We start from the raw sequence: 19,632 nt of genomic DNA, 5'->3' as shown, positions 1-19,632 counted from the left end.
CCAGCTTAGCGATCTTCCTTCTCCCCCGAAGAAACCACTCCACCCCATCGAGCACCTGGCAGCTTCGGGTGCGGTTGGCAGGAACGCAGGTTCACTGTCTCCGCTCCTACCGGGCGCCTCGCAGGGTCGGGCTTGGTTGGCGGGGTGGCCGGTTTGCCCACCAACTTCCCACCTCGCTGAACAGCGCCACACAGGAGTGTCTTAGTCGGACTGTTCTCGGTCGGTGTGGTCGTCTACGCCTGCTTTGGAGGACAGGAGTCTGCGTAGGGAGGCCAGTCTGCCGGGGGTGGCTTGGCCTTCTTCCACTACCGAGTCCAGGTAGCAGTCTGGGTCTTCTGGGGCGCCTAGGTGGCCGCAGCCGGAGGGGCATTCTTCCGCTGGGGCGACGAACTCCTCGAAGGCGGCCACGATGTCGTTGGGTTTGATGTGGGCTAGGCCGAAGGAGCGGATGCCGGGGGTGTCGACCACCCAGCCGCCCTCGGGGAGGGGGAGTGCCACCGCTGAGGTTGAGGTGTGTCTTCCCTTGCCTACGCCGCTTACCTCTCCGATCGCTCGGTAGGCGTGGGGGACCAGGCGGTTGACCAAAGTGGACTTGCCTACGCCTGAGTGGCCCACTAGTGCCGAAACTCGATCTGTTAGGCGTTCTCGGAGTTCTTGTGGTTCTTCGTCGTGGCGGTTGACCACCACGGGGAGGTCCAGTTCCGCGTATGCGGCCAGGAGGTCGGCTGGGTCTGCCAGGTCGGCTTTGGTCAGGCAGAGGATGGGGGTCAGGCCGCCCGCGAAGGCCGCGACCAGGCAGCGGTCGATGAAGCCGGTGCGGGGTTGGGGGTCGGCGAGGGCGCAGACGATCAGGAGTTGTTCGGCGTTGGCGACTACGACCCGTTCAAACGCGTCAGTGTCGTCTGCGGTGCGGCGGAGGACGCTGGTGCGGTCGGCCACGCGGACGATGCGGGCCAGGGTGTCGGCGTCGCCGGTGGTGTCGCCGACGATGTCTACCTGGTCGCCGATGACAACGGGGGTGCGGCCTAGCTCTCGGGCGCGCATCGCCACGACCAGGTGGCTTGGGTCGCGGTTGACGGCGCAGGTCCAGCGGCCGCGGTCCTTGCCGACGACCATGGCGGTCACGGCGTCGGCGTGCTCTGGGCGGCGCTTGCTGCGCGGGCGGGTGCCCTTGCCGGGGCGCACCCGGACGTCGGCCTCGTCCAGCCTGCTCCAGTCGCCGCGCCGGGACGCCACGTCAGTTGGCCCCGGTCAGCATCCGGGACCACATCGCCGGGAAGTCGGGCATGGTCTTGGCCGTGGTCGCGATGTCGTCCACCTCAACCCCCGCGACGACCAGGCCGATGATGGCGCCCGCGGTCGCCATGCGGTGGTCGGCGTAGGCCCGCCACGGGCCGCCGCGCAGGGTGGCGGGGCGGATTTCCAGGCCGTCGTCGGTCTCGGCCGCGGCACCACCCAGGGTGGTGATCTCGGCGGCGAGGGCGGCGAGCCGGTCGGTCTCGTGGCCGCGCAGGTGCGCGATGCCACGCAGGCGCGACGGGCTGTCGGCGAGCGCGGCCAAGGCGGCGACCGTGGGAGTCAACTCGCCGACATCGTGCAGGTCTATGTCCACACCGGACAGTGTGGCCGGGCCGCGCACGGTGAGCGCGCCACCTTCGGACAGGGTCACCTCCGCGCCCATCCGCGCCAAGATGTCGCGGATAGCGTCACCGGGCTGCGTCGTGGCTGACGGCCAGCCGGTGACCGTCACCTCGCCGCCGGTGACCGCCGCCGCGGCCAGGAACGGCGTCGCGTTGGACAGGTCGGGCTCGATCGCCCAGTCGCGGGCCGCGACCGGGCCCGGCTCGACTCGCCAGGTGTTCGGCTCGGTGTCGTCTACCGCGACACCGGCAGCGCGGAGCATGTCGACGGTCATGTCTATGTGCGGCATAGAGGGAACGGGTTTCCCGGTGTGGTGCACGGTCAACCCCTTGTCGTACCGCGCGCCGGACAGCAGCAGTCCGGAGACGAACTGCGAGGAGGCGGAGGCGTCGATGGTGACCGCGCCGCCCGCGATGCCGCCCGCGCCGACCAGGGTGAACGGCAGCGCGTCGCCCTCGACGGTCGCGCCGAGCGCGCGCAGCGCGTCGAGCACCGTGCCCATCGGCCGCTCCCGGGCGCGCGGGTCGCCGTCGAAGCGGACCGCGCCGTCGGCGAGCGCCGCGACCGGCGGGACGAACCGCATGACCGTCCCGGCGAGCCCGCAGTCGACCTCGGCCGTGCCGCCGAAGCCGCCGAAGCCGTCATGCGCGCCGAGCCGGATCGTCGTGCCGTCCGCGCCTACCGGGACGCCGAGAGCGCGTAGAGCCGCGACCATCAGGTCGGCGTCGCGGCCTTCCAGCGCGCCGGTTAGCGTGCTCGGCCTGCCGCTAAGAGCGGCCAAGATCAGGGCACGGTTGGTGATGGACTTGGATCCGGGGATGGTCACGGTGGCGTGCACCGGGGCCGAGGCGACCGGGGCTGACCAGGGCTGCGGCATGGGCCAATCCTCCCGCATTCGCTGGTCCGGCGGTTTACCGGCTCGCCCCTGTCGGTCCGACATGTCACGATTCGACACACCGATGGAGGTGGATGGCTTTGTGCGGCAGGTACGCGGCAGCGAAGGATCCCGCGACGCTGGCGGCGGAGTTCGACGCGCTCGACGCCACAGGTGAGCAGGCACCCGAGCCCGACTACAACGTGGCGCCGACGAAGAACGTGGTGACGGTGGTGCAGCGACACCCGCGCGCGGCCGACGGCACGGTCGACAAGAGCACCACGGAGCGCACGCTGCGGGTGATGAAGTGGGGCCTGGTCCCGAACTGGGCCAAGGACGCCTCCGGGGCCGCGCGGATGATCAACGCCCGGTCCGAGAGCGCGGCGGTGAAGCCCGCGTTCAAGAAGTCGCTGGCCGAGCGCCGCTGCATCATCCCGGCGGACGGCTGGTACGAGTGGCGCCGCGACAAGACCTCGAAGCAGCCGTTCTACACCACCCCCCAGGACGGCGGCAGCCTGGCGATGGCGGGCCTGTGGACGACCTGGCGCGACCAGGCCGACCCGGCCGCGCCGCTGCTGATCACCTGCGCGGTCCTGACCACCGACGCGATCGGCCCGCTGGCCGACATCCACGACCGGATGCCGCTGATCCTGGGCCGGGACTCCTGGTCGGCCTGGCTCGACCCGGACGCCACCGACGTGTCCGCGCTGCTCGCGCCGCCGCCGCTGGACCTGGTGGACGCCCTGGAGATCCGGCCGGTGTCCACGGCGGTCAACAGCGTCCGCAACAACGGCCCGCACCTGCTCGACCGTGCCGAGCCCGCCCAGGACCTCGATGGACTTGGTGCCCCGGACCTCTTCGGCGCCGAGGCCAGCCGGTGACCAAGGCGCGCATCGACACCCCGCACGGCCTGGCCAGGGCCGAACTGCACTGCGTCCCCGAGGGCCGGGCGGGACTGCTGCTCGGCCACGGCGCGGGCGGCGGCATCGATGCGCCCGACCTGGTGGCCGCGGCGCGGGGAGCCACGGCCGCCGGGGTGCACGTCGCCTTGGTCGAGCAGCCCTACCGGGTGGCCGGCAGGCGCGCCCCCGCCCCCGCCCGCCAACTCGACACGGCGTGGCTGACCGTCGCCGAGCACCTGTCGACCCTCTGGTTCGACGACCTGCCCCTGGTCTTCGGCGGCCGGTCCTCCGGCGCCCGGGTCGCCTGCCGGACCGCCGACCAGGGCGAGGCGGTCGGGGTGCTCTGCCTGGCGTTTCCGGTCCACCCGCCGGGCAAGCCGGAGAAGACGCGGCAGCCGGAACTGGACGCGGTGACGGTGCCCACCCTGGTGGTCCAGGGCGAGAGCGACCCGTTCGGCAACCCGGCGGGCGGGCACCTGCGGGAGATCGTCACCCTCCCCGGCGACCACTCCCTCAAACGGGAGCTGCCCACGCTCTCCCGCACGGTCGAAGAGTGGCTTGACCGCATCCTGCGGCCCCTCGGCTAGGGCGGTCGCGGTCCGGGGAAGCGTCATCCGCGGGGCGCCTGCTCGGTCGGTGACGACCGTCCTGCCCTGTCTCGCGTCGGCTACGGCCAACCGCGACGTATCCTTCGTCCCACTCGACCAGGGTCGGGGAACCCTCGGACGGGTGAGACGTCCTAGGGAACAGACACAGACTCGTTACTGAGGGGATAGTTCATGCGGTTCACAGGCAAGACGAAGCTGCTGGTCGGGGTGGCTGTGGCCGCTCTTACCCTGAGCGCGTGCTCGGGCGACCCGGCGGGCGCGCCCTCGTCCACCGGCGGCAGCACGTCGACCGAGGCTTCCGCCGCGGCCAAGACCGGGTTCGAGAGCCTCAAGATGCTCAGCGAGGCCGTGGGCAAGAAGAGCGCGAGCGCCAAGAGCGCGCACGTGAAGATCTCCGGCGGCGCGGGCGCGGAGTCGCTCAACGGTGAGGGCGACTTCAGCTTCGGGGCCGAGACGGCCATGCAGATGTCGCTGGACACCCCCGAGGGCGCGATGACCGTGCTGTTGGTGGACAACACGCTCTACATGAAGGGCCCGCAGGAGCTCCAGCCCGGCAAGCCGTGGCTCAAGCTCGACCTGAGCGGCGACAACCCGCTGGCCAAGGCGCTGGAGGGCTCGCTGGACTCGGCCAAGGAGGCCGACCCGAGCAAGATGCTGGAGCAGCTTGCCGACGCTGGCGAGATCACCTCCACCGAGAAAGAGACGATCGACGGCAAGGAGACCACGCACTACACGATCACCGTCGAGGTGGCCAAGCTCGGGGAGAAGGGCCTGGGCATGGACAAGACGGCGATCGCGGAGCTGGAGAAGTCCGGTGTGAAGACTCTGCCGGTCGAGGTGTGGGTCGACGGCGACGACCTGCCGGTCCGCTTCATCACCGAGGTCCCCGCCGGGGGCAAGAAGACCAAGGTCCAGGCCGACTACAGCGACTGGGGCAAGCCCGTGAACATCGCGGCGCCGCCCGCTTCCCAGGTCGCCGAGCTTCCCGGTAGCTGACTCTTAGCGCACTAGAACGCATAAGAAGAGCGCCCCGCAGAGTCCTGTGGGGCGCTCTTATGCGTCTAACCCATGTGCGGGTAAGTGTGGTCGGTCGGCGGCACGAAGGTCTCCTTGACCGACCGAGGGCTGACCCAGCGCTGGAGGTTGTAGATCGACCCGGCCTTGTCGTTGGTGCCGGACGCGCGGCTGCCGCCGAAGGGCTGCTGGCCGACGACGGCGCCGGTGGGCTTGTCGTTGACGTAGAAGTTGCCCGCCGCGAAGCGCAGCGCCTGGTGCGCCTGCTCTACAGCCGCGCGGTCAGTGGCGAAGACCGCGCCGGTAAGCGCGTACGGCGACGAGGTGTCCACCAGTTCCAGCACCTTGGCGTACTCGGCGTCCTCATAGACGTGCACGGCCAAGATCGGGCCGAAGTACTCGGTGGTGAACACGTCCTGCAACGGGTCGCTGCCGACCAGGACGGTCGGCTGGACGAAGTAGCCCACCGAGTCGTCTGCCGTGCCGCCGGTAAGCACCTCGATCGAGGAGTTCGCCGCCGCCGCTTCCAGCGCCGCCTTGTGCTTGGCGAACGCGCGCGCGTCGATGACCGCGCCGCCGAAGTGCGCGAAGTCGGTGACGTCGCCGTAGGAGATGGTCTTGGTGACGTCCGCCAGCCGCTCGCGCAGCCCGCCGTCCCACAGCGACCGGGCGATGTAGGCGCGCGAGGCCGCCGAGCACTTCTGCCCCTGGTACTCGAACGCGCCCCGGACCAGGCCGGTCACCACGGCGGCCGGGTCGGCCGACGGGTGGGCGACGACGAAGTCCTTACCGCCGGTCTCACCGACTATGCGCGGATAAGAGCGGTAGGTGTCGAGGTGGTCTCCGATGAGCCGCCAGAGGTGCTTGAACGTCTTGGTCGACCCGGTGAAGTGCAGTCCGGCGAACTCCGGGTCGGCCAACGCGACCTCGGACAGCGCCGCCCCGTCCCCGGTGACCATGTTGATCACCCCGGCGGGCAGGCCAGCGGCCTCCAGCAGCCGCATGGTGTGGTGCGCGGCGAGTTGCTGGGTGGGCGATGGCTTCCAGACGACCGTGTTGCCCATGAGCGCGGGCGCGGTCGGCAGGTTCCCCGCGATGGCGGTGAAGTTGAACGGCGTGATCGCGGTGACGAAACCGTCGAGCGGGCGGTGGTCGAACCGGTTCCACATGCCCGGCGACGACGCGGGCTGCTCCTCGATCAGCCGCCGCGCGAAGGACACGTTGTAGCGCCAGAAGTCGATCAGCTCGCAGGCGCTGTCGATCTCGGCCTGCTGCGCCGACTTCGACTGGCCCAGGATCGTGGCCGCGTTGAGCGTGTCCCGCCACGGCCCGGCCAGCAGGTCGGCGGCGCGCAGCAGCACGGCCGCGCGCTCGTCGAACGGCAGGTCACGCCAGGCGGGCGCGGCCTTCTTCGCCGCCGCGACCGCGTCGGCGACGTCCTGCGCGGTCGCCTGCGCGGTGACGCCCAGGACGTGCCGGTGGTCGTGCGGCTGGACCACGTCCACGCGGTCGCCGCCCGCCATGCGCCGCGCGCCGCCGATGGTCATGGTCAGCTCGGCCCGCTCCCCCGCCAGCTCGGCTATCCGCCGCTGGAGAGAGGCGCGCTCGGGCGAGCCGGGGGCGTAGGACTTGATCGGCTCGTTGGCCGGGACGGGTACGGACGAAACGGCGTCCATCGTGTGGCTCGCCTCCCTGTGACTGGAGTCTCGACGTCGGCGCGGCTTGTGGCCGCGCCGCCATCCTGTCATGGGATGAACCGGCTACAGCAGCTCCAGCAGGAACGGCAGCTCCTGTGGGGCGTACCAGGCCAGCTCGTGGTCTTCGGCGTCGCCGAGGACGAACTCCGCGTCCGGGTCGCCCAAATCGGCGGCGTCGACAACGCCCGCCGCGGCGCGCACCGCGGCCTCGGCGTCCTCGGTGTCCAGGTGGATCGCGGCGACGACCTTGAGCGGGATCGGGCCCGCCAGCTTCACCACCGAATAGTCCAGGTCAGGGCGCAGGACCGCGCCGTCGACGTCGGCGGAGACCACCGCGCGGCGCGCGAACGCCGCCGGGTCGTCGGCCAACTCGGCGTTGAGCAGCCGCAGCGACGCCCGGGCCGCGTCGAGCATCGCCGCGTACTCCAACTCCTCGTCGCCGCCGGTCGCATAGGACTCGCGCAGCGCCGGGGTCAGCGCGAACGCGGTGTTGCCGACCGCGGTCAGCTCCCCGTCGGAGTTCAACGCGCGCAGCATGGCCACCGTCGCCGGTACGTACACCCTCAAGACATCACGCTCTCAGTTCCTCGCGCTCTCAGCCATCATGCTCTCGCTGCCGTCATGCTCTTACCGCTGTCAACAGTTCCTCGACCGACTCTTCCAGCATTCTCGCCAACACGTCCACGTCGGACATGGCGGTGCGGTCGCCGGTCAAGCCGAAGTACACCCCACCGTCATAAGAGGTCACCCCAATGGCCAACGCCTGGTTCTTGCCTAGCGGCATGACCGGGAACATCTCGGTCATCCGCGCCGTCCCCGCGTAGAGGGGGATCTGCGGGCCGGGCACGTTGGTGACCACCACGTTGAAGATGCGCTGGGAGAACGACGCGGCGGCCCGCGCGCCCAGCGAGTGCAGCGTGGGCGGGGCGAACCCGCCGACCCGCAGCAGCGTCGAGGCCGCGACCGAGCGCACCGAGTCGTTGTGCGGGCGCATGGCGTGGCTGACGTGGTGCAGCCGCACGAACGGGTTCGGCTCCCCCACCGGCAGGTCGACCAGGTGCGCGGCGACCTTGTTGCCGAGCATCCCCGGCACCGTGCCGTCGGCCGCGTCGTCGCGCACGGCCAGTGGCACCAGCGCGCGGACCTTGGTCGAGGACGTGATCTGCTCGCCGCGCATCAGCAGCCACGACCGCAGCCCGCCCGCGATGACGGTGAGCACCACGTCGTTGACCGTGCCGCCGTGCTTCGCCCGGACGCCGCGCAGGTCGTCCAGCCGGGCGCGGGACACGGCGAACAGCCGCGCGCGGCCGACTGGCGCGTTCAGCGGCCCCGCCTGCGCGGGCCGGGCGGCGAGGCCGATCGCGGAGACGACGGCGTTGAGCACGCCCGCGACCTTCTGGGTGGTGGCGAGCGCGTCCGTGGCCGCCGAGCGGGCGTTCTCCACGATCTCCTTGGGCCGCCGCACCGTCTCGGCGACGGCGTCGAGCACCAGCCGGGTCGGCCCCGGCAGCCTGCGCGCCACCCAGACCTCGTCGGGGGCTGGCTCGGGCGGCTGCGGCGCGGTGTCCAGGATGACCTGGCCGAAGTCGATCGTGCGGATGCCGTCGACCAGGGCCTGGTGGGTCTTGGTCACCAGCGCGACGTGCCCGCGCGCCAGCCCCTCGATCAGGTACGCCTCCCACAGCGGCCGGGTCTGGTCGAGCGGGCGCGCCATCAGGCGCCCGACCAGGTCGAACAGCTGGGCGTCTGTCCCCGGCCGGGGCAGCGCGGAGCGGCGCACGTGGTAGTGGACGTCGAACTCCGGGTCGTCCACCCACACCGGCCGGGCGAGGTGGCCGGGCACCCCGACCACCTTCTGCCGGTAGCGCGGCACCAGCGGCAGCCGCTGCTCGATCAGCGCGACCAGCTGCTCGTAGGCGAAGCCCGACCGGGGCCTGCGGAACACCGCGACCCCGCCCACGTGCATCGGCGTCGCCGGGTCCTCCAGGTACAGGAAGGAGGCGTCGAGGGCGGACAGGCGGTCGGGCATGGCCCGATCCTGACACATCGCGATGCCACCGAGGTGACATGCGATGCTGCGTGCTGTGTCGCACGACCCTGGCGCGGGAGCGTCTCCCAAGGACCGGTTCGTCACCGTGTACGGGCGCAAGCCCGTGCTGGAGGCGCTGGCCGACGACCGCCTGTCCGTCGACAAGGTGGTGCTCGCCGACAACGCCCACGGCCCCGCCGCCCGGGAGATCCTCGACGCCGCCCGCGCGCGCGGCGTGCCGGTGCAGCGCGCCACCCCGCACCGGGTGAAAGTGTTGGCGGGCAACGGAAAGCAGGACCAGGGCGTCCTCGCCGACGTCGTCGCCCCTCGGATGCGCAGGCTTGCCGACGCGCTCGCGGGCAAGTCCGCGCCGAGGGCGGTGCTGCTCCTCGACGGCATCACCACACCGGCCAATGTGGGCATGATCCTGCGCACCGCCACCGCCGCGGGCATCGGCGGCATCGTCGTCCCCCGCCGCGGCGTGGCCACCATCGACCCCCTGGTGGTCAAGGCGTCGGCCGGTGTGGCGTTCACCGCACCCGTCCTGCGCTGCGCGACGGCCGAGGAAGCCGCTGCCGACCTGCGCGCCGCCGGTTACCCGCTGTACGCGATGGACGCGGGCGCGCGCCGCTCGGTGTTCGACGCCGACCTGCCCGACCGGGTCGCGTTCGTCCTGGGCAGCGAGACCGCGGGGGTCAGCGAGGCGGTCCGCCCGCACGTGAACCGCTGGATCTCCATCCCGATGAGCGGCGGCGTCGAGTCGCTGAACGTGGCCAGCGCGGCGGCGGTGCTGTGCTTCGAACTGGTGCGCCGCCACTCAGCGTAGGGCGATGCCGAGCAGGATCTCCAGCTCGTCCACAGTGGACTCCACGGCGCGGTGGTGCACTCCGGTCATCCCCGCTGCCGCCGCGCCCCGCACGTAAGCGGCGACGTCATCGACAAACACGCACTTGTCGGTAGTCGTGCCTAACCGTTCGGCGGTAAGCGTGAACACTCCGGCCGCCGGTTTCGCGATCCCCACGTCTCCCGACACCACTACCGCGTCGAAGACATCGGGCAAACCGGCGGGCACAGTGTCCGCATTGGACAGCAGGGCGGTCCGAAACCCCTGCCCCCGCACCAGGGCCACCACTTGCCGAATCACCGGCTCGGTGAACACACCCGCATAGTCCACAACCAACGCGTCGTACCGCACAGCCACTGATCCTGCCCCACTTTCCCGCGACTTCCCCACATGAGGTGACCTGCGTCCCCGCCGCCGACCACGCCCCGCTCTGTATGGCGAACCCGTCGACGACTGGAGGACCCCTATGGTGCGGCTGAGCGCCCTGCCCGATTACGAGCCCGCGGTGACCCCGTGGCCACTGCCCCGCAGGCCACTCCCACCCCACCCGGCTCCGGTCTGGGACGAGCCCGGCCCCACCCGCGACGCCGTCTGGCGCCTGCTCACCCTGCTCCTGGAATCCCTGGACGGCCGCCGTCCCCTCCCCCAACTCCGCGACGCTCTCACCACCTCCGTCTACGAGGCGATGGCCACCCGAGCCAGAGTCACCACCGGACGAAACCACCGCCTGATCTCCCTGCACACCTGCCAGACGGACCCGGAGACGCTGGAACTGGCCGCCGCCATCCGCGAGTGGCCCACCGGCCGCCCCCAAGCGTGGCGCGGCCGAGCCCTCGCAGGCCGAATGGAACTGCGCAACGGGACCTGGCTGTGCACTTACCTGCGACCGGTGGGCCGGTGACTCGGCTTGACAACGTTCGGGCTACCCGAGGCCGTGGACAACCACCAGCGGCCGACTGAGGCGGACCGCCGATCGGGCTGCCGGATCACTGAACCACCGAGCAGGCGGCTGGGCCGCGGTCGAGTTCTCGCCGTTGGTTGTCCGCCTTCGCCTCCGTGCTGTCGCACAAAGCCGTGGCGCGTGAGGCGGTGTGCCCCACGCGCCACGGAGTGGAGCGGGTGTCTTCCCGGTTGGCAGGGGTCAGCGGCGCGGGCCCTTGCGGCCCTTCTTTGCCTGCTCGCGGGCCTGCTGCCTGCGTTCCCGGCGGCTGGCGCCCGCCCCGGCGGGCTCGGCGTCGGGGGTGTCGCTGTGGGACTCGACACCGCCCGCTTCCGCCGGACCGCTGTAGTTCAGGCGCTGGGGAGTGGGGCCCTCCAGTCCCTTGCCGCGCAGGGCGGGGGGAAGCTTCTCGCTGGCCGTGGCCGCGGCGGCCTGTTCGGCCTGAGCCTTCTGCTGGGCGGCGAGAGCACGGGCCTGGCGTTCGCGCAGCTCAGCCTGACGGGCCTCGGCCGCGGGGTCGGCGGCGACCGTGGGCACGGCGGCGGGGGTCGCGGCCAACTGGACGGTCGCGGGCTGCGGCTCGGCCTGCTCCACCTGGAGGTTGAAGATGAAGCCGACCGACTCCTCCTTCAACGCGTCCAGCATGACGTGGAACATCTCGAAGCCCTCGCGCTGGTACTCGATCAGCGGGTCGCGCTGGGCCATCGCCCGCAGGCCGATGCCCTCCTTGAGGTAGTCCATCTCGTAGAGGTGCTCGCGCCACTTGCGGTCGAGGACCGAGAGCATGACGCGCCGCTCCAGCTCCCGCATGGCGCCCTTGCCGACCCGGGAGTCGATCTCGGCCTCGCGGATCTTGTACGCGGCCAGGGCGTCCTCGACGATGGCGTTCAACAGGAACTCGTGGTCCATGTCGTAGCCCTCGGCCTCGGCGCGGTCGACCAACTGCTCCCACTTGACCGACACCGGGTACAGCGTCTTGAGCGCCGACCACAGCTTCTGGTGGTCCCAGTCCTCGGCGTAGCCCTCCGCGGTCGCGCCGTTGACGTAGGCGGTGACCACGTCGGTGATCATGTGCTCGATCTGCTCGCTGAGGTCCTCGCCCTTGAGCACGCGCAGGCGCTCGGCGTAGATGACCTTGCGCTGCTTGTTCATGACCTCGTCGTACTTGAGGACGTTCTTGCGGATCTCGAAGTTCTGCTGCTCGACCTGGGTCTGCGCGCTCTTGATCGCCCGGGTGACCATCTTCGCCTCGATCGGCTGGTCCTCGGGGACGTTCATCACCGTCATGACCCGCTCGACCATGCCCGCGTTGAACCGGCGCATCAGCTCGTCGCCCAGCGACAAGTAGAACCGGGACTCGCCCGGGTCGCCCTGGCGGCCAGCGCGACCGCGGAGCTGGTTGTCGATGCGGCGCGACTCGTGCCGCTCGGTGCCCAGCACGTAGAGGCCGCCCGCCGCCCGCACCTCGATCTTCTCGGCCTTGACCTCTTCCTCGGCCTTCTCCAGCGCGCCCGGCAGGGCCGCGCGCCACTCGTCCGGCGTCTCCAGCGGGTCGAGGCCGCGGGCGCGCAGCGCCTCCTCGGCGATGTGCTCGGGGTTGCCGCCGAGCACGATGTCGGTGCCTCGACCGGCCATGTTGGTCGCCACGGTGACCGCGCCCTTGTGCCCGGCCTGGGCGATGATCGCGGCTTCCTTCTCGTGGTGCTTGGCGTTGAGGACGTTGTGCGGCACGCCCATCTTCACCAGCAGCTTCGACAGGTACTCCGACCGCTCGACGCTGGTGGTGCCGACCAGCACCGGCTGGCCCTTCTCGTGCCGCTCGGCGATGTCCTCGGCGACGGCGAGGAACTTCGCCTCCTCCGTCTTGTAGATGAGGTCCGCCTGGTCCTTGCGGATCATGTCGCGGTTCGTGGGGATGGGCACCACGCCGAGCTTGTAGGTGGTGTGGAACTCCGCCGCCTCGGTCTCGGCGGTGCCGGTCATGCCGGAAAGCTTGTTGTAGAGGCGGAAGTAGTTCTGCAGGGTGATCGTGGCCAGCGTCTGGTTCTCGGCCTTGATCTCCACGTTCTCCTTGGCCTCGATGGCCTGGTGCATGCCCTCGTTGTAGCGGCGGCCCGCCAGCACGCGGCCGGTGAACTCGTCCACGATCAGGACCTCGCCGTTGCGGACGATGTAGTCCTTGTCCTTCTTGTACAGCTCCTTGGCCTTGAGCGCGTTGTTCAGGTACCCGACCAGCGGCGTGTTCGCGGCCTCGTAGAGGTTGTCGATGCCCAACTGGTCCTCGACCAGCGCGACGCCCTTCTCAGTGACGCCGACCGTGCGCTTGCGCTCGTCGACCTCGTAGTGGACGTCCTTGCGCAGCATCGGCGAAAGCCGGGCGAACTCCTGGTACCAGCGCGAGGACTGGTCGGCGGGCCCGGAGATGATCAGCGGCGTGCGCGCCTCATCGATGAGGATCGAGTCGACCTCGTCCACGATGGCGAAGTTGTGGCCGCGCTGGACCATGTCGTCCAGGCTCCACGCCATGTTGTCGCGCAGGTAGTCGAAGCCGAACTCGTTGTTGGTGCCGTAGGTGATGTCGCAGTGGTACGCCTCGCGCCGCTGGGCGGGGGTCATCTCCGACAGGATCGCGCCCACCGTGAGCCCGAGGAAGCGGTGCACCCGCCCCATCCACTCCGCGTCGCGCTTGGCGAGGTAGTCGTTGGTGGTGACGACGTGCACGCCGCCGCCGGACAGCGCGTTGAGGTACGCGGCGAGCACGCCGGTCAGGGTCTTGCCCTCACCGGTGCGCATCTCGGCGACCTGCCCGAGGTGCAGCGCGGCGCCGCCCATCAGCTGGACGTCGAAGTGCCGCTGGCCCAGCACGCGCTTGGCGCCCTCCCGCGCGACCGCGAACGCTTCGGGCAGCAGCTCGTCCAGCGACTCGCCCGCCTCGTAGCGCTGCTTGAACTCGGCGGTCTTGTCGCGCAGGTCGTCGTCGGACAGGTCGAGGAAATCATCCTCCAGCGAGTTGATGTGCGCTGCGATGTTGCGCAGTCGCTTGAGCATCTTGCCCTCGCCCGCGCGCAGAATTCGGGACAGCACCATCCGGTCGACCTCGCTAGCTGATAGTCGTGCGCCCGCTACGGACGCTCCTGTACGTCATCGTAGGCAACCCGCTGCTGGGCGCGCACTGACACTCGTCAGCAACGCCGCGCAGGGTACTCGGGTGACCTCCACCTCAGCACCAACGGATCAACCGCCCACCGGGTTCCGCACACACCGGCGCCCCGGGGCCGACGTGGCTCCCGGGGCGCCGGATGGGTGACGGCGACCGGTCAGACCAGCTTGATCACGCCGTAGTCGAACGCCTTGCGGCGGTAGACCACGCTGGGCACACCGGAGTCCGCGTCCGCGAACAGGTAGAAGTCGTGTCCGACCAGCTCCATCTCGTAGAGAGCCTGGTCGACGGTCATGGGCTTGGCCGGGTGCTCCTTCTCGCGGACTATGCGTCCGGGAAGGTTCTCGGCGACATCGTCCCACCGCTGCTCGGGGACGTCGGCGACCCCGTACTCCGGCGCTTCGAGCACCGCGGTCCGCGCGGCGCGCCTGCCATTGGTCTCGCTCTTCGTGGGAGCGGCGACGGCGGCGGATGTGGCCTCCGCGACGGAGGCGGGGCTTCGGCGCCCGTGGTGAACGCGCCTGCGATCATGCAGGCGGCGTAGCCGATTTTCGAGTTTGGTCACCGCTAGATCCAGTGCGCCGTAGAAGTCGCCCGCGCACGCCTCGGCGCGAACGGCCGGGCCCCTGCCCTTTCCGGTGATCTCGACCCGCTGGCAGTTCTTCGACTGCCTGCGGTTGGGCTCATGGAACAGCTCCACGTCGAAGCGGATGACCTTGCGGTCGTAGCGCTCCAAACGGGTCAGCTTGTCCTCGACGTGCGTCCGGTAATGCTCCGGCACCTCGACGTTACGGCCCTTAACCACGATGTCCATACACGACCTCCCTCGCCGTTTGCGAGTACTGGTTCTTCGCCGAAACTGGCGGCGCCGGACTCGTCTGGATTCCAAGCCCAGAACCGGGCGTGACCTGCGAGGACATCCCCGCGAAATCAGCGCTCCGCCGGCGCCAGGGTCATGGGCTCCTCGCCTCCTCCCCGCTGACCGGGAACGGTGATAGCGCAGCACGTTAGCCCGGGATCCGGCCCAGCAACAGCCCCCGGGGCGGGGGACCTTCGTCCGCGTCGAACAATTACTCGCCGCGACGGCTGAATCGGCGCAAGAGAGCACACGCCGACCAGCTCGGCCATTCGGGCGCGAGCCGGTTCACCTGGACAGCGCATGGCACCCTGCCGAGCACTGGTGTAGTGGACTAGAGCAGGCGGAACCCCCGACATCGCCAAGGGCGTGTTCGCCGCCACCACACCGAGCCGCATACCTAGCCAACGGGGCTGGCCGACGCCGGGTTCCCAATCCAGTTCACCCGATTGGGGGCGTCCAGATGCCCGCCATGTGGACCTGATCATGCCGTCGCCGTGCACGCGAGGACCGCGAGAACCGGGTGCCCCGCCGCGGCCAGGGCACGGGCACAGGCCGCGGCCGTGGCCCCGGTGGTCACCACATCGTCCAGGACGAGCACGGGCGTGCCCCGCGGCGGCGCCCCCGCCGGATCGACGGCGAGGTGCCGGGCGAGGTTCGCGGCCCGCCCCGCCGGGCTCAACCCGACGGAGTCCCGCGCCCCCCGGGTGAGCCTGAGCGCGGGCGCGACAGCGGCCGGAACGCCGTTGGCCGCCAGGTGACGGGCGGCGTGCGCGGCGACCCGGGCCATGTGGTGGGCGCCGCGCCTGCGGGAGGCGGCGGTGCGGGACGGAGCGGGAACAAGCCACAGCGGCCCGGAAACCGCCGGGGACGGCGAGCGGGCGGCCGCACTGGAAAGCCCGGCCGCGTCGGAGAGGAGAGGCCGAACAGAATGCGGTTCACCTGGCTGGCTGGACGGAGGGTGGTTGGGAGGCCACCCGCCTTCGCTAGTGAGCGGAGACCTGCCTTCAAGTGGGTGGAGAGAATGGGCGCACGCCTGCCCGTTCGGTCCAGGAGGCAAGAACCAGCCTGATGACGGGGTGCGGTGAAAACCGGTTTGGGAAGGCGCGCTGCCATGAGGCGGTGCTGTAGCGAAGGCGCGACGCGTCGCCAGGAATGGTGTGGCGGTAGCGGGCGCGGTAGCGCCGATGCGCGGGGTGAGGGAAGAGGGGACCGCGCCGGGGGGTGGCGCCTCTCCGAAGATGAGGCGGGTGGCGTTGGACAAGAGGGCGGGGACGGCGGCGGCGAGGGCTGGGACGCGGTCGGCGGCTTTGGGGAGGGCGGCGGCCAGGGCTTGGCCGAGGACGGCCGCGAGGGCGCGTCGTCCGCCCTCTTTGTAGGCGAGGACGGCTCGGCGGGCTGGGCCTCGGTAGAGGGTCAGCGCCAGGACGGGGGGCGACTTCGCGGTGGCGGTTCGTTCGACCTTGAGCAGGCCGGTCAGGGTGTGGGCGCAGGGGACGCACCAGGGGGTGCCGGGGGTGTCGCAGCCCGCGCAGTGGCGGGGCAGGAGCAGGTCGAACAGCGGAATGAGGTTCATGGGGCCAGGGTGGACCAACCGGAACGGCAGGCGGCGGGAGTTATCCACAACCTCCCAAGTTGTCCACAGGTCGGCCCGGACCCTGGCGAAGGGCGGTCAGCCGGGGTAAAAGGGGACCGCGCCGCGGCCGTGGCCGGGTTGTTGGGCCTGCCAGACCTTGCCCGCCTCCTGGGTCGACCACATGCCCGAGCCGTCGGTGACGATGACCGAGCGGCTGGGGGCCGCGGTGATGGCGGTGATCGGCGGGGTCAGGTTGGTCTTGTTGTACTGGGTGTAGGTCAGGCCGTCGATGGGGAGGCTGGCCACGGGCATGGCGGGCTGCTCGGTGGCCGCGATGACCGTGAGGCGGTCGAGCCAGTCCAGTCCGATGACGTTCTTGACCACGCCGCCCTGGAGAGTGCGGGCGGCGCTGATCGCCACCGCGTCGTTCTTCCTGACCACCGCGGCCACCTTGACCTCGCCGTTCACCACGGCCGCGACGCGGGCGCCGTCTCGGGACAGGCGCAGCTGGGTGATGGTGCCGCCGTTGCGGGTGAGCTCAGAGGCGTCGACCGGGAAGTCCTCCCAGGTGCCGCTGGCGGTGCGGCCGACGCGGACCACGAAGGTCCCGTCTTGGACTGTCCAGACCTCGTTGGGGCCGCCGTCGTCGGTGCCGCCGAACAGCCAGGTGGGGCGGGTCAGGGTGGCGGCCGGGGAGAGGCTGACCTCGGGCAGTTCGGCGTTGGTGCGGCCGACACGCAGGCGGGCGCCGCTCGGGGTGCGCTGGACGACCGCGAGGTGGCTGCCGTCGAGGGACTGGGCGGCGCTGAGGATGTCGTAGGCGCCGGAGCCGCTGGGGCCATCGACCGGCTTTCCGTCGCGCAGGGAAAGCAGCTTGCCGCTGGACACCATCAGGCCGAGGAGGTCCGGCTTGAGCCGGGTGAGGGAGTCGTACGAGCCGACGTCGCTGGGGCGCCAGTCCACCTTGTCCGGGACCAGCGGGCTGCCCTCGCTCTGCAGCCGGACGGCGCTGGTCGTGACCGTCTTCAGGGACAGGACGATCTGGGCGGCCATCCGCTCTCTGTCCTCATGGGATTTGTCGACGCGGGTGAGGTTGACCAGGATCGCGCCGTCCGGCTCTTGGACCACGTTGGTGCTCAGGCCCAGGCCCTCCAACTGGCTGCGCACCGCGCCCTGGATGGCCTCCGACGGCCCGCCCAGCAGCAGTCCGACCACCCGGCCGTAGAGCCCTTCGCGCGGTTCGATCGCCACATAGCGCGGGTCGGGGACCATGACGCGCTGATCGGGGTCGAAAAACTCCAGGTTGACCCGGCGGTAGCTGGCGTCGAAGTCCGACTCGGCGATGAGCACCGCGCTCGGCGGCACCGCGATCCGCCACTGACCGTCTTCGCGTTTGACGATGACCCGGTACTCCACGGACTGCACACTCGGGACGAAGGAGTTGTCCGCCTTGAGCCTGCCTACCGCGTTGGCGGTAAGCACGACTACCTGCTCGTTGGCGGTGTCCTTGCCCTCCTGCACTGACTGCGGAACGGTCTTGAACTCGTCCTCGACGATGGTCGGCTCGTCCGAGCCCTTCCAGTTCGGCCGGGCCTCGTCGGTCAGGTAAGTGCGGGCGGCGTCGGGGTTGCCCGCGTTGTAGACGAACTGCTGGACGAGGGTGAACGGGTCGAGGCCGGGCGCGGGCTTGCCGATCGGGCGGGGCTCCTCGGCGGTGGCGTCCACGACGACCTTGGGCAGGGTGCGGTCGGGGATGTTCGCGCACCCCGCGAGGAAGGCCGCGCAGACCAGGGCGATGAGCAAGCGGGTCACGGGTACGCCTCCTCGGGGACCGACAGCGGCTGTGGCGCGGGCTGGCTGACCGGGCGGGCGTCCTCGGGCGTCAGCGGCAGCGGGCTCTGCACGTAGCCCGCGTCCTGGAGCCGGGGCAGGGTGAGCCGGAAGCACGCGCCAGCGCCCGGCTCGCCCCAGGCGTCGAGGCCGCCGCCGTGCAGACGGGCGTCCTCCAAGCTGATGGCCAGGCCGAGGCCGGTGCCGCCGGTGTGCCGGTTGCGCGACGGGTCGGCGCGCCAGAACCGGTTGAACACCAGCTCGGCCTCGCCGGGGCGCAGGCCGACGCCGTGGTCCCGGACGGTGATGGCGATGGCGTCGGCGTTCATGGCCATCCGCAGCTCGACCGGCTTGCCCTCGCCGTGGTCGATGGCGTTGGCGAGCAGGTTGCGCAGGATGCGCTCGACGCGCCGCGACTCGACCTCCGCGGTCGCCTCCTCCTCGGGCAGGTCGAGCACGATCTCCGAGCCCGCGTTGTGCGCGATGACCCGCACCGACTCGACCGCGCGCCGGGCGATCGCCCGCAGATCCGCGTACTCGGTGACCAGTTCCTCGACGCCCGCGTCGAGCCGGGAGATCTCCAGCAGGTCGGCGAGGAGCGTCTCGAACCGGTCGAGCTCGTCTACCAGCAGCTCGGTAGACCGGGCAAGACCGGCGGGGAACTGCGCGCGGGAGGCGTGCAAGACGTCGGCGGCCATGCGGACCGTGGTGAGCGGGGTCCGCAGCTCGTGCGAGACGTCGGAGGTGAAGCGGCGCTGGAGCTGGCCGAACTCCTCAAGCTGGCGGATCTGCCGTTCGATGCTCTCGGCCATCTCGTTGTAGGACTGGGCGAGCCGGGCCACGTCGTCCTCGCCCGCGACCACCATCCGCTCGTCCAGCTCGCCGTCGGCGAACCGCTCGGCGGCGCGGGCCGCTCGACGGACCGGTAGCACTACCTGACGGGTCACCAGGTTAGTGATTCCGGCCAAGAGCAGCAGCAGCACGACGCCGCCGACGAGCAGCGTGCTCTGCACGACGCTGATCGTGCGCTGCTCAGCGGCCAGCGGGTAGAGCATGTAGAGCTGCAACGCGGGGTTCGTGGTGGTGACCGGGGCGCCGACCATGAGGAAGGTGAGCCGCTCGCCCTCGCGGTCGACGGTGTAGATCTGGGAGACCGTGCGGTTGGGCGTGCTCAGCACGAAGTCCCGCAGGGACCGCGGGACGCTGGCGTAGTCGCCCGCCGCGCTGACGTCCTCGCGGGCCATGTCCGGCGCGTCGTTGACCAGCACCGGCTCGAACGCGCCCGCCGCGCCCGCGCCGGACTGGTCCGGCGACGAGCTGGTCAGCTTGTTCAGGGCGCTGTTGAGCCGGTCGCGGATCGCGTCGGAGTCGCGGCTGATGCCGACCAGTTCCAGTTCGGCGATCTGCACGGCGGCCCGGGTCTGGGCCACCGCCGCCGCCTCCTTGGTGCCCAGGAGCCGCTCGGTGATCTGGTTCTGCAGGACCATGCCGAGGACGAACACCACCGCGGAGCCGAGCGCGAGCGTGCTGACCACGACGCGCAGTTGCAGCGACCGCCGCCACAGGTCGCCGAACGCGGCGGAGTGGCGGCGGCCGGTCGCGACGAGCGCGCCCGCCGCCGCGGCCATGCGGCGCAGGTGCCGGGTGAGGAACGCCTTCAC

15 protein-coding genes and 1 pseudogene are annotated in these 19,632 nt (G+C 70.8%); 5 read left to right on the top strand and 11 right to left on the bottom strand.

Annotated elements, in window-relative coordinates; all coding sequences use genetic code 11:
* Window positions 1-201: 201 nt before the first annotated feature.
* Both rsgA and aroA read right to left on the bottom strand, forming a co-directional pair.
* Window positions 202-1,236, bottom strand: a complete 1,035-nt coding sequence (gene rsgA, locus ACZ6SD_RS08110; protein WP_465316190.1) for a ribosome small subunit-dependent GTPase A — start codon at window positions 1,234-1,236, stop codon at window positions 202-204.
* Between the two features lies 1 nt (window position 1,237).
* The gene (aroA, locus tag ACZ6SD_RS08105; protein ID WP_465316189.1) at window positions 1,238-2,518 is read right to left on the bottom strand and encodes a 3-phosphoshikimate 1-carboxyvinyltransferase; all 1,281 of its coding nucleotides are present in this window, start codon (window positions 2,516-2,518) and stop codon (window positions 1,238-1,240) included.
* A gap of 98 nt (window positions 2,519-2,616) precedes the next feature.
* On the opposite strand from aroA, the gene ACZ6SD_RS08100 reads away from it, so the two are divergent.
* The 3 genes from ACZ6SD_RS08100 to ACZ6SD_RS08090 all read left to right on the top strand — a co-directional run bounded on the left by ACZ6SD_RS08100 (window position 2,617) and on the right by ACZ6SD_RS08090 (window position 5,021).
* On the top strand, window positions 2,617-3,396 hold the full coding sequence (locus ACZ6SD_RS08100; RefSeq protein WP_465316237.1) for an SOS response-associated peptidase: 780 nt from the start codon (window positions 2,617-2,619) through the stop codon (window positions 3,394-3,396).
* Complete coding sequence (locus ACZ6SD_RS08095) at window positions 3,393-4,004, top strand: alpha/beta hydrolase family protein (protein ID WP_465316188.1); 612 nt, start codon at window positions 3,393-3,395, stop codon at window positions 4,002-4,004. The genes ACZ6SD_RS08100 and ACZ6SD_RS08095 overlap by 4 nt, the downstream gene beginning before the upstream one ends.
* A gap of 192 nt (window positions 4,005-4,196) precedes the next feature.
* Complete coding sequence (locus tag ACZ6SD_RS08090) at window positions 4,197-5,021, top strand: SCO4651 family lipoprotein (RefSeq protein WP_465316187.1); 825 nt, start codon at window positions 4,197-4,199, stop codon at window positions 5,019-5,021.
* Window positions 5,022-5,086: 65 nt separating this feature from the next.
* Here the strand turns inward: ACZ6SD_RS08090 and pruA are convergent, their stop codons facing one another.
* The 3 genes from pruA to ACZ6SD_RS08075 form a co-directional block, all read right to left on the bottom strand.
* Window positions 5,087-6,715 (bottom strand): L-glutamate gamma-semialdehyde dehydrogenase, encoded by a 1,629-nt coding sequence (gene pruA, locus ACZ6SD_RS08085; protein ID WP_465316186.1) that lies wholly within the window; start codon window positions 6,713-6,715, stop codon window positions 5,087-5,089.
* Window positions 6,716-6,799: 84 nt separating this feature from the next.
* A complete protein-coding gene (locus ACZ6SD_RS08080; RefSeq protein ID WP_465316185.1) occupies window positions 6,800-7,303 on the bottom strand; it encodes a DUF6912 family protein in 504 nt (167 codons plus the stop codon).
* A gap of 52 nt (window positions 7,304-7,355) precedes the next feature.
* Window positions 7,356-8,765, bottom strand: coding sequence for a WS/DGAT/MGAT family O-acyltransferase (locus ACZ6SD_RS08075; protein WP_465316184.1), 1,410 nt, complete (start codon window positions 8,763-8,765; stop codon window positions 7,356-7,358).
* A gap of 43 nt (window positions 8,766-8,808) precedes the next feature.
* On the opposite strand from ACZ6SD_RS08075, the gene ACZ6SD_RS08070 reads away from it, so the two are divergent.
* The gene (locus tag ACZ6SD_RS08070; RefSeq protein ID WP_465316183.1) at window positions 8,809-9,591 is read left to right on the top strand and encodes a TrmH family RNA methyltransferase; all 783 of its coding nucleotides are present in this window, start codon (window positions 8,809-8,811) and stop codon (window positions 9,589-9,591) included.
* Here ACZ6SD_RS08070 and ACZ6SD_RS08065 read toward each other — a convergent pair.
* Window positions 9,583-9,999: an HAD family hydrolase gene (locus ACZ6SD_RS08065; protein WP_465316182.1), complete on the bottom strand. Its 417-nt coding sequence runs from the start codon at window positions 9,997-9,999 to the stop codon at window positions 9,583-9,585. The genes ACZ6SD_RS08070 and ACZ6SD_RS08065 overlap by 9 nt on opposite strands.
* A gap of 76 nt (window positions 10,000-10,075) precedes the next feature.
* Here ACZ6SD_RS08065 and ACZ6SD_RS08060 point away from each other — a divergent pair, with 76 nt between their 5' ends.
* Window positions 10,076-10,510 carry an Rv3235 family protein gene (locus ACZ6SD_RS08060; protein WP_465316181.1) on the top strand — a complete coding sequence of 145 codons (435 nt, stop codon included), beginning with the start codon at window positions 10,076-10,078 and terminating at the stop codon, window positions 10,508-10,510.
* A 530-nt stretch (window positions 10,511-11,040) separates the two neighbouring features.
* Here ACZ6SD_RS08060 and secA read toward each other — a convergent pair.
* The 5 genes and pseudogenes from secA to mtrB form a co-directional block, all read right to left on the bottom strand.
* A pseudogene (gene secA, locus ACZ6SD_RS08055) lies at window positions 11,041-13,636 on the bottom strand (preprotein translocase subunit SecA); the annotation flags it as partial.
* Window positions 13,637-13,866: 230 nt separating this feature from the next.
* The gene (gene hpf / locus ACZ6SD_RS08050) at window positions 13,867-14,523 is read right to left on the bottom strand and encodes a ribosome hibernation-promoting factor, HPF/YfiA family (RefSeq protein ID WP_465316180.1); all 657 of its coding nucleotides are present in this window, start codon (window positions 14,521-14,523) and stop codon (window positions 13,867-13,869) included.
* 526 nt (window positions 14,524-15,049) lie between these two features.
* Window positions 15,050-16,141, bottom strand: a complete 1,092-nt coding sequence (locus ACZ6SD_RS08045; RefSeq protein WP_465316179.1) for a hypothetical protein — start codon at window positions 16,139-16,141, stop codon at window positions 15,050-15,052.
* Between the two features lie 96 nt (window positions 16,142-16,237).
* Window positions 16,238-17,953, bottom strand: a complete 1,716-nt coding sequence (locus ACZ6SD_RS08040) for an LpqB family beta-propeller domain-containing protein (protein WP_465316178.1) — start codon at window positions 17,951-17,953, stop codon at window positions 16,238-16,240.
* Complete coding sequence (gene mtrB / locus ACZ6SD_RS08035; protein WP_465316236.1) at window positions 17,950-19,599, bottom strand: MtrAB system histidine kinase MtrB; 1,650 nt, start codon at window positions 19,597-19,599, stop codon at window positions 17,950-17,952. Before mtrB ends, ACZ6SD_RS08040 begins: the two co-directional genes overlap by 4 nt.
* Window positions 19,600-19,632: the final 33 nt, after the last annotated feature.

The organism is Actinokineospora sp. NPDC051303 (genome assembly GCF_055586285.1).
This window is presented reverse-complemented; position numbering and strand designations above follow the sequence as displayed.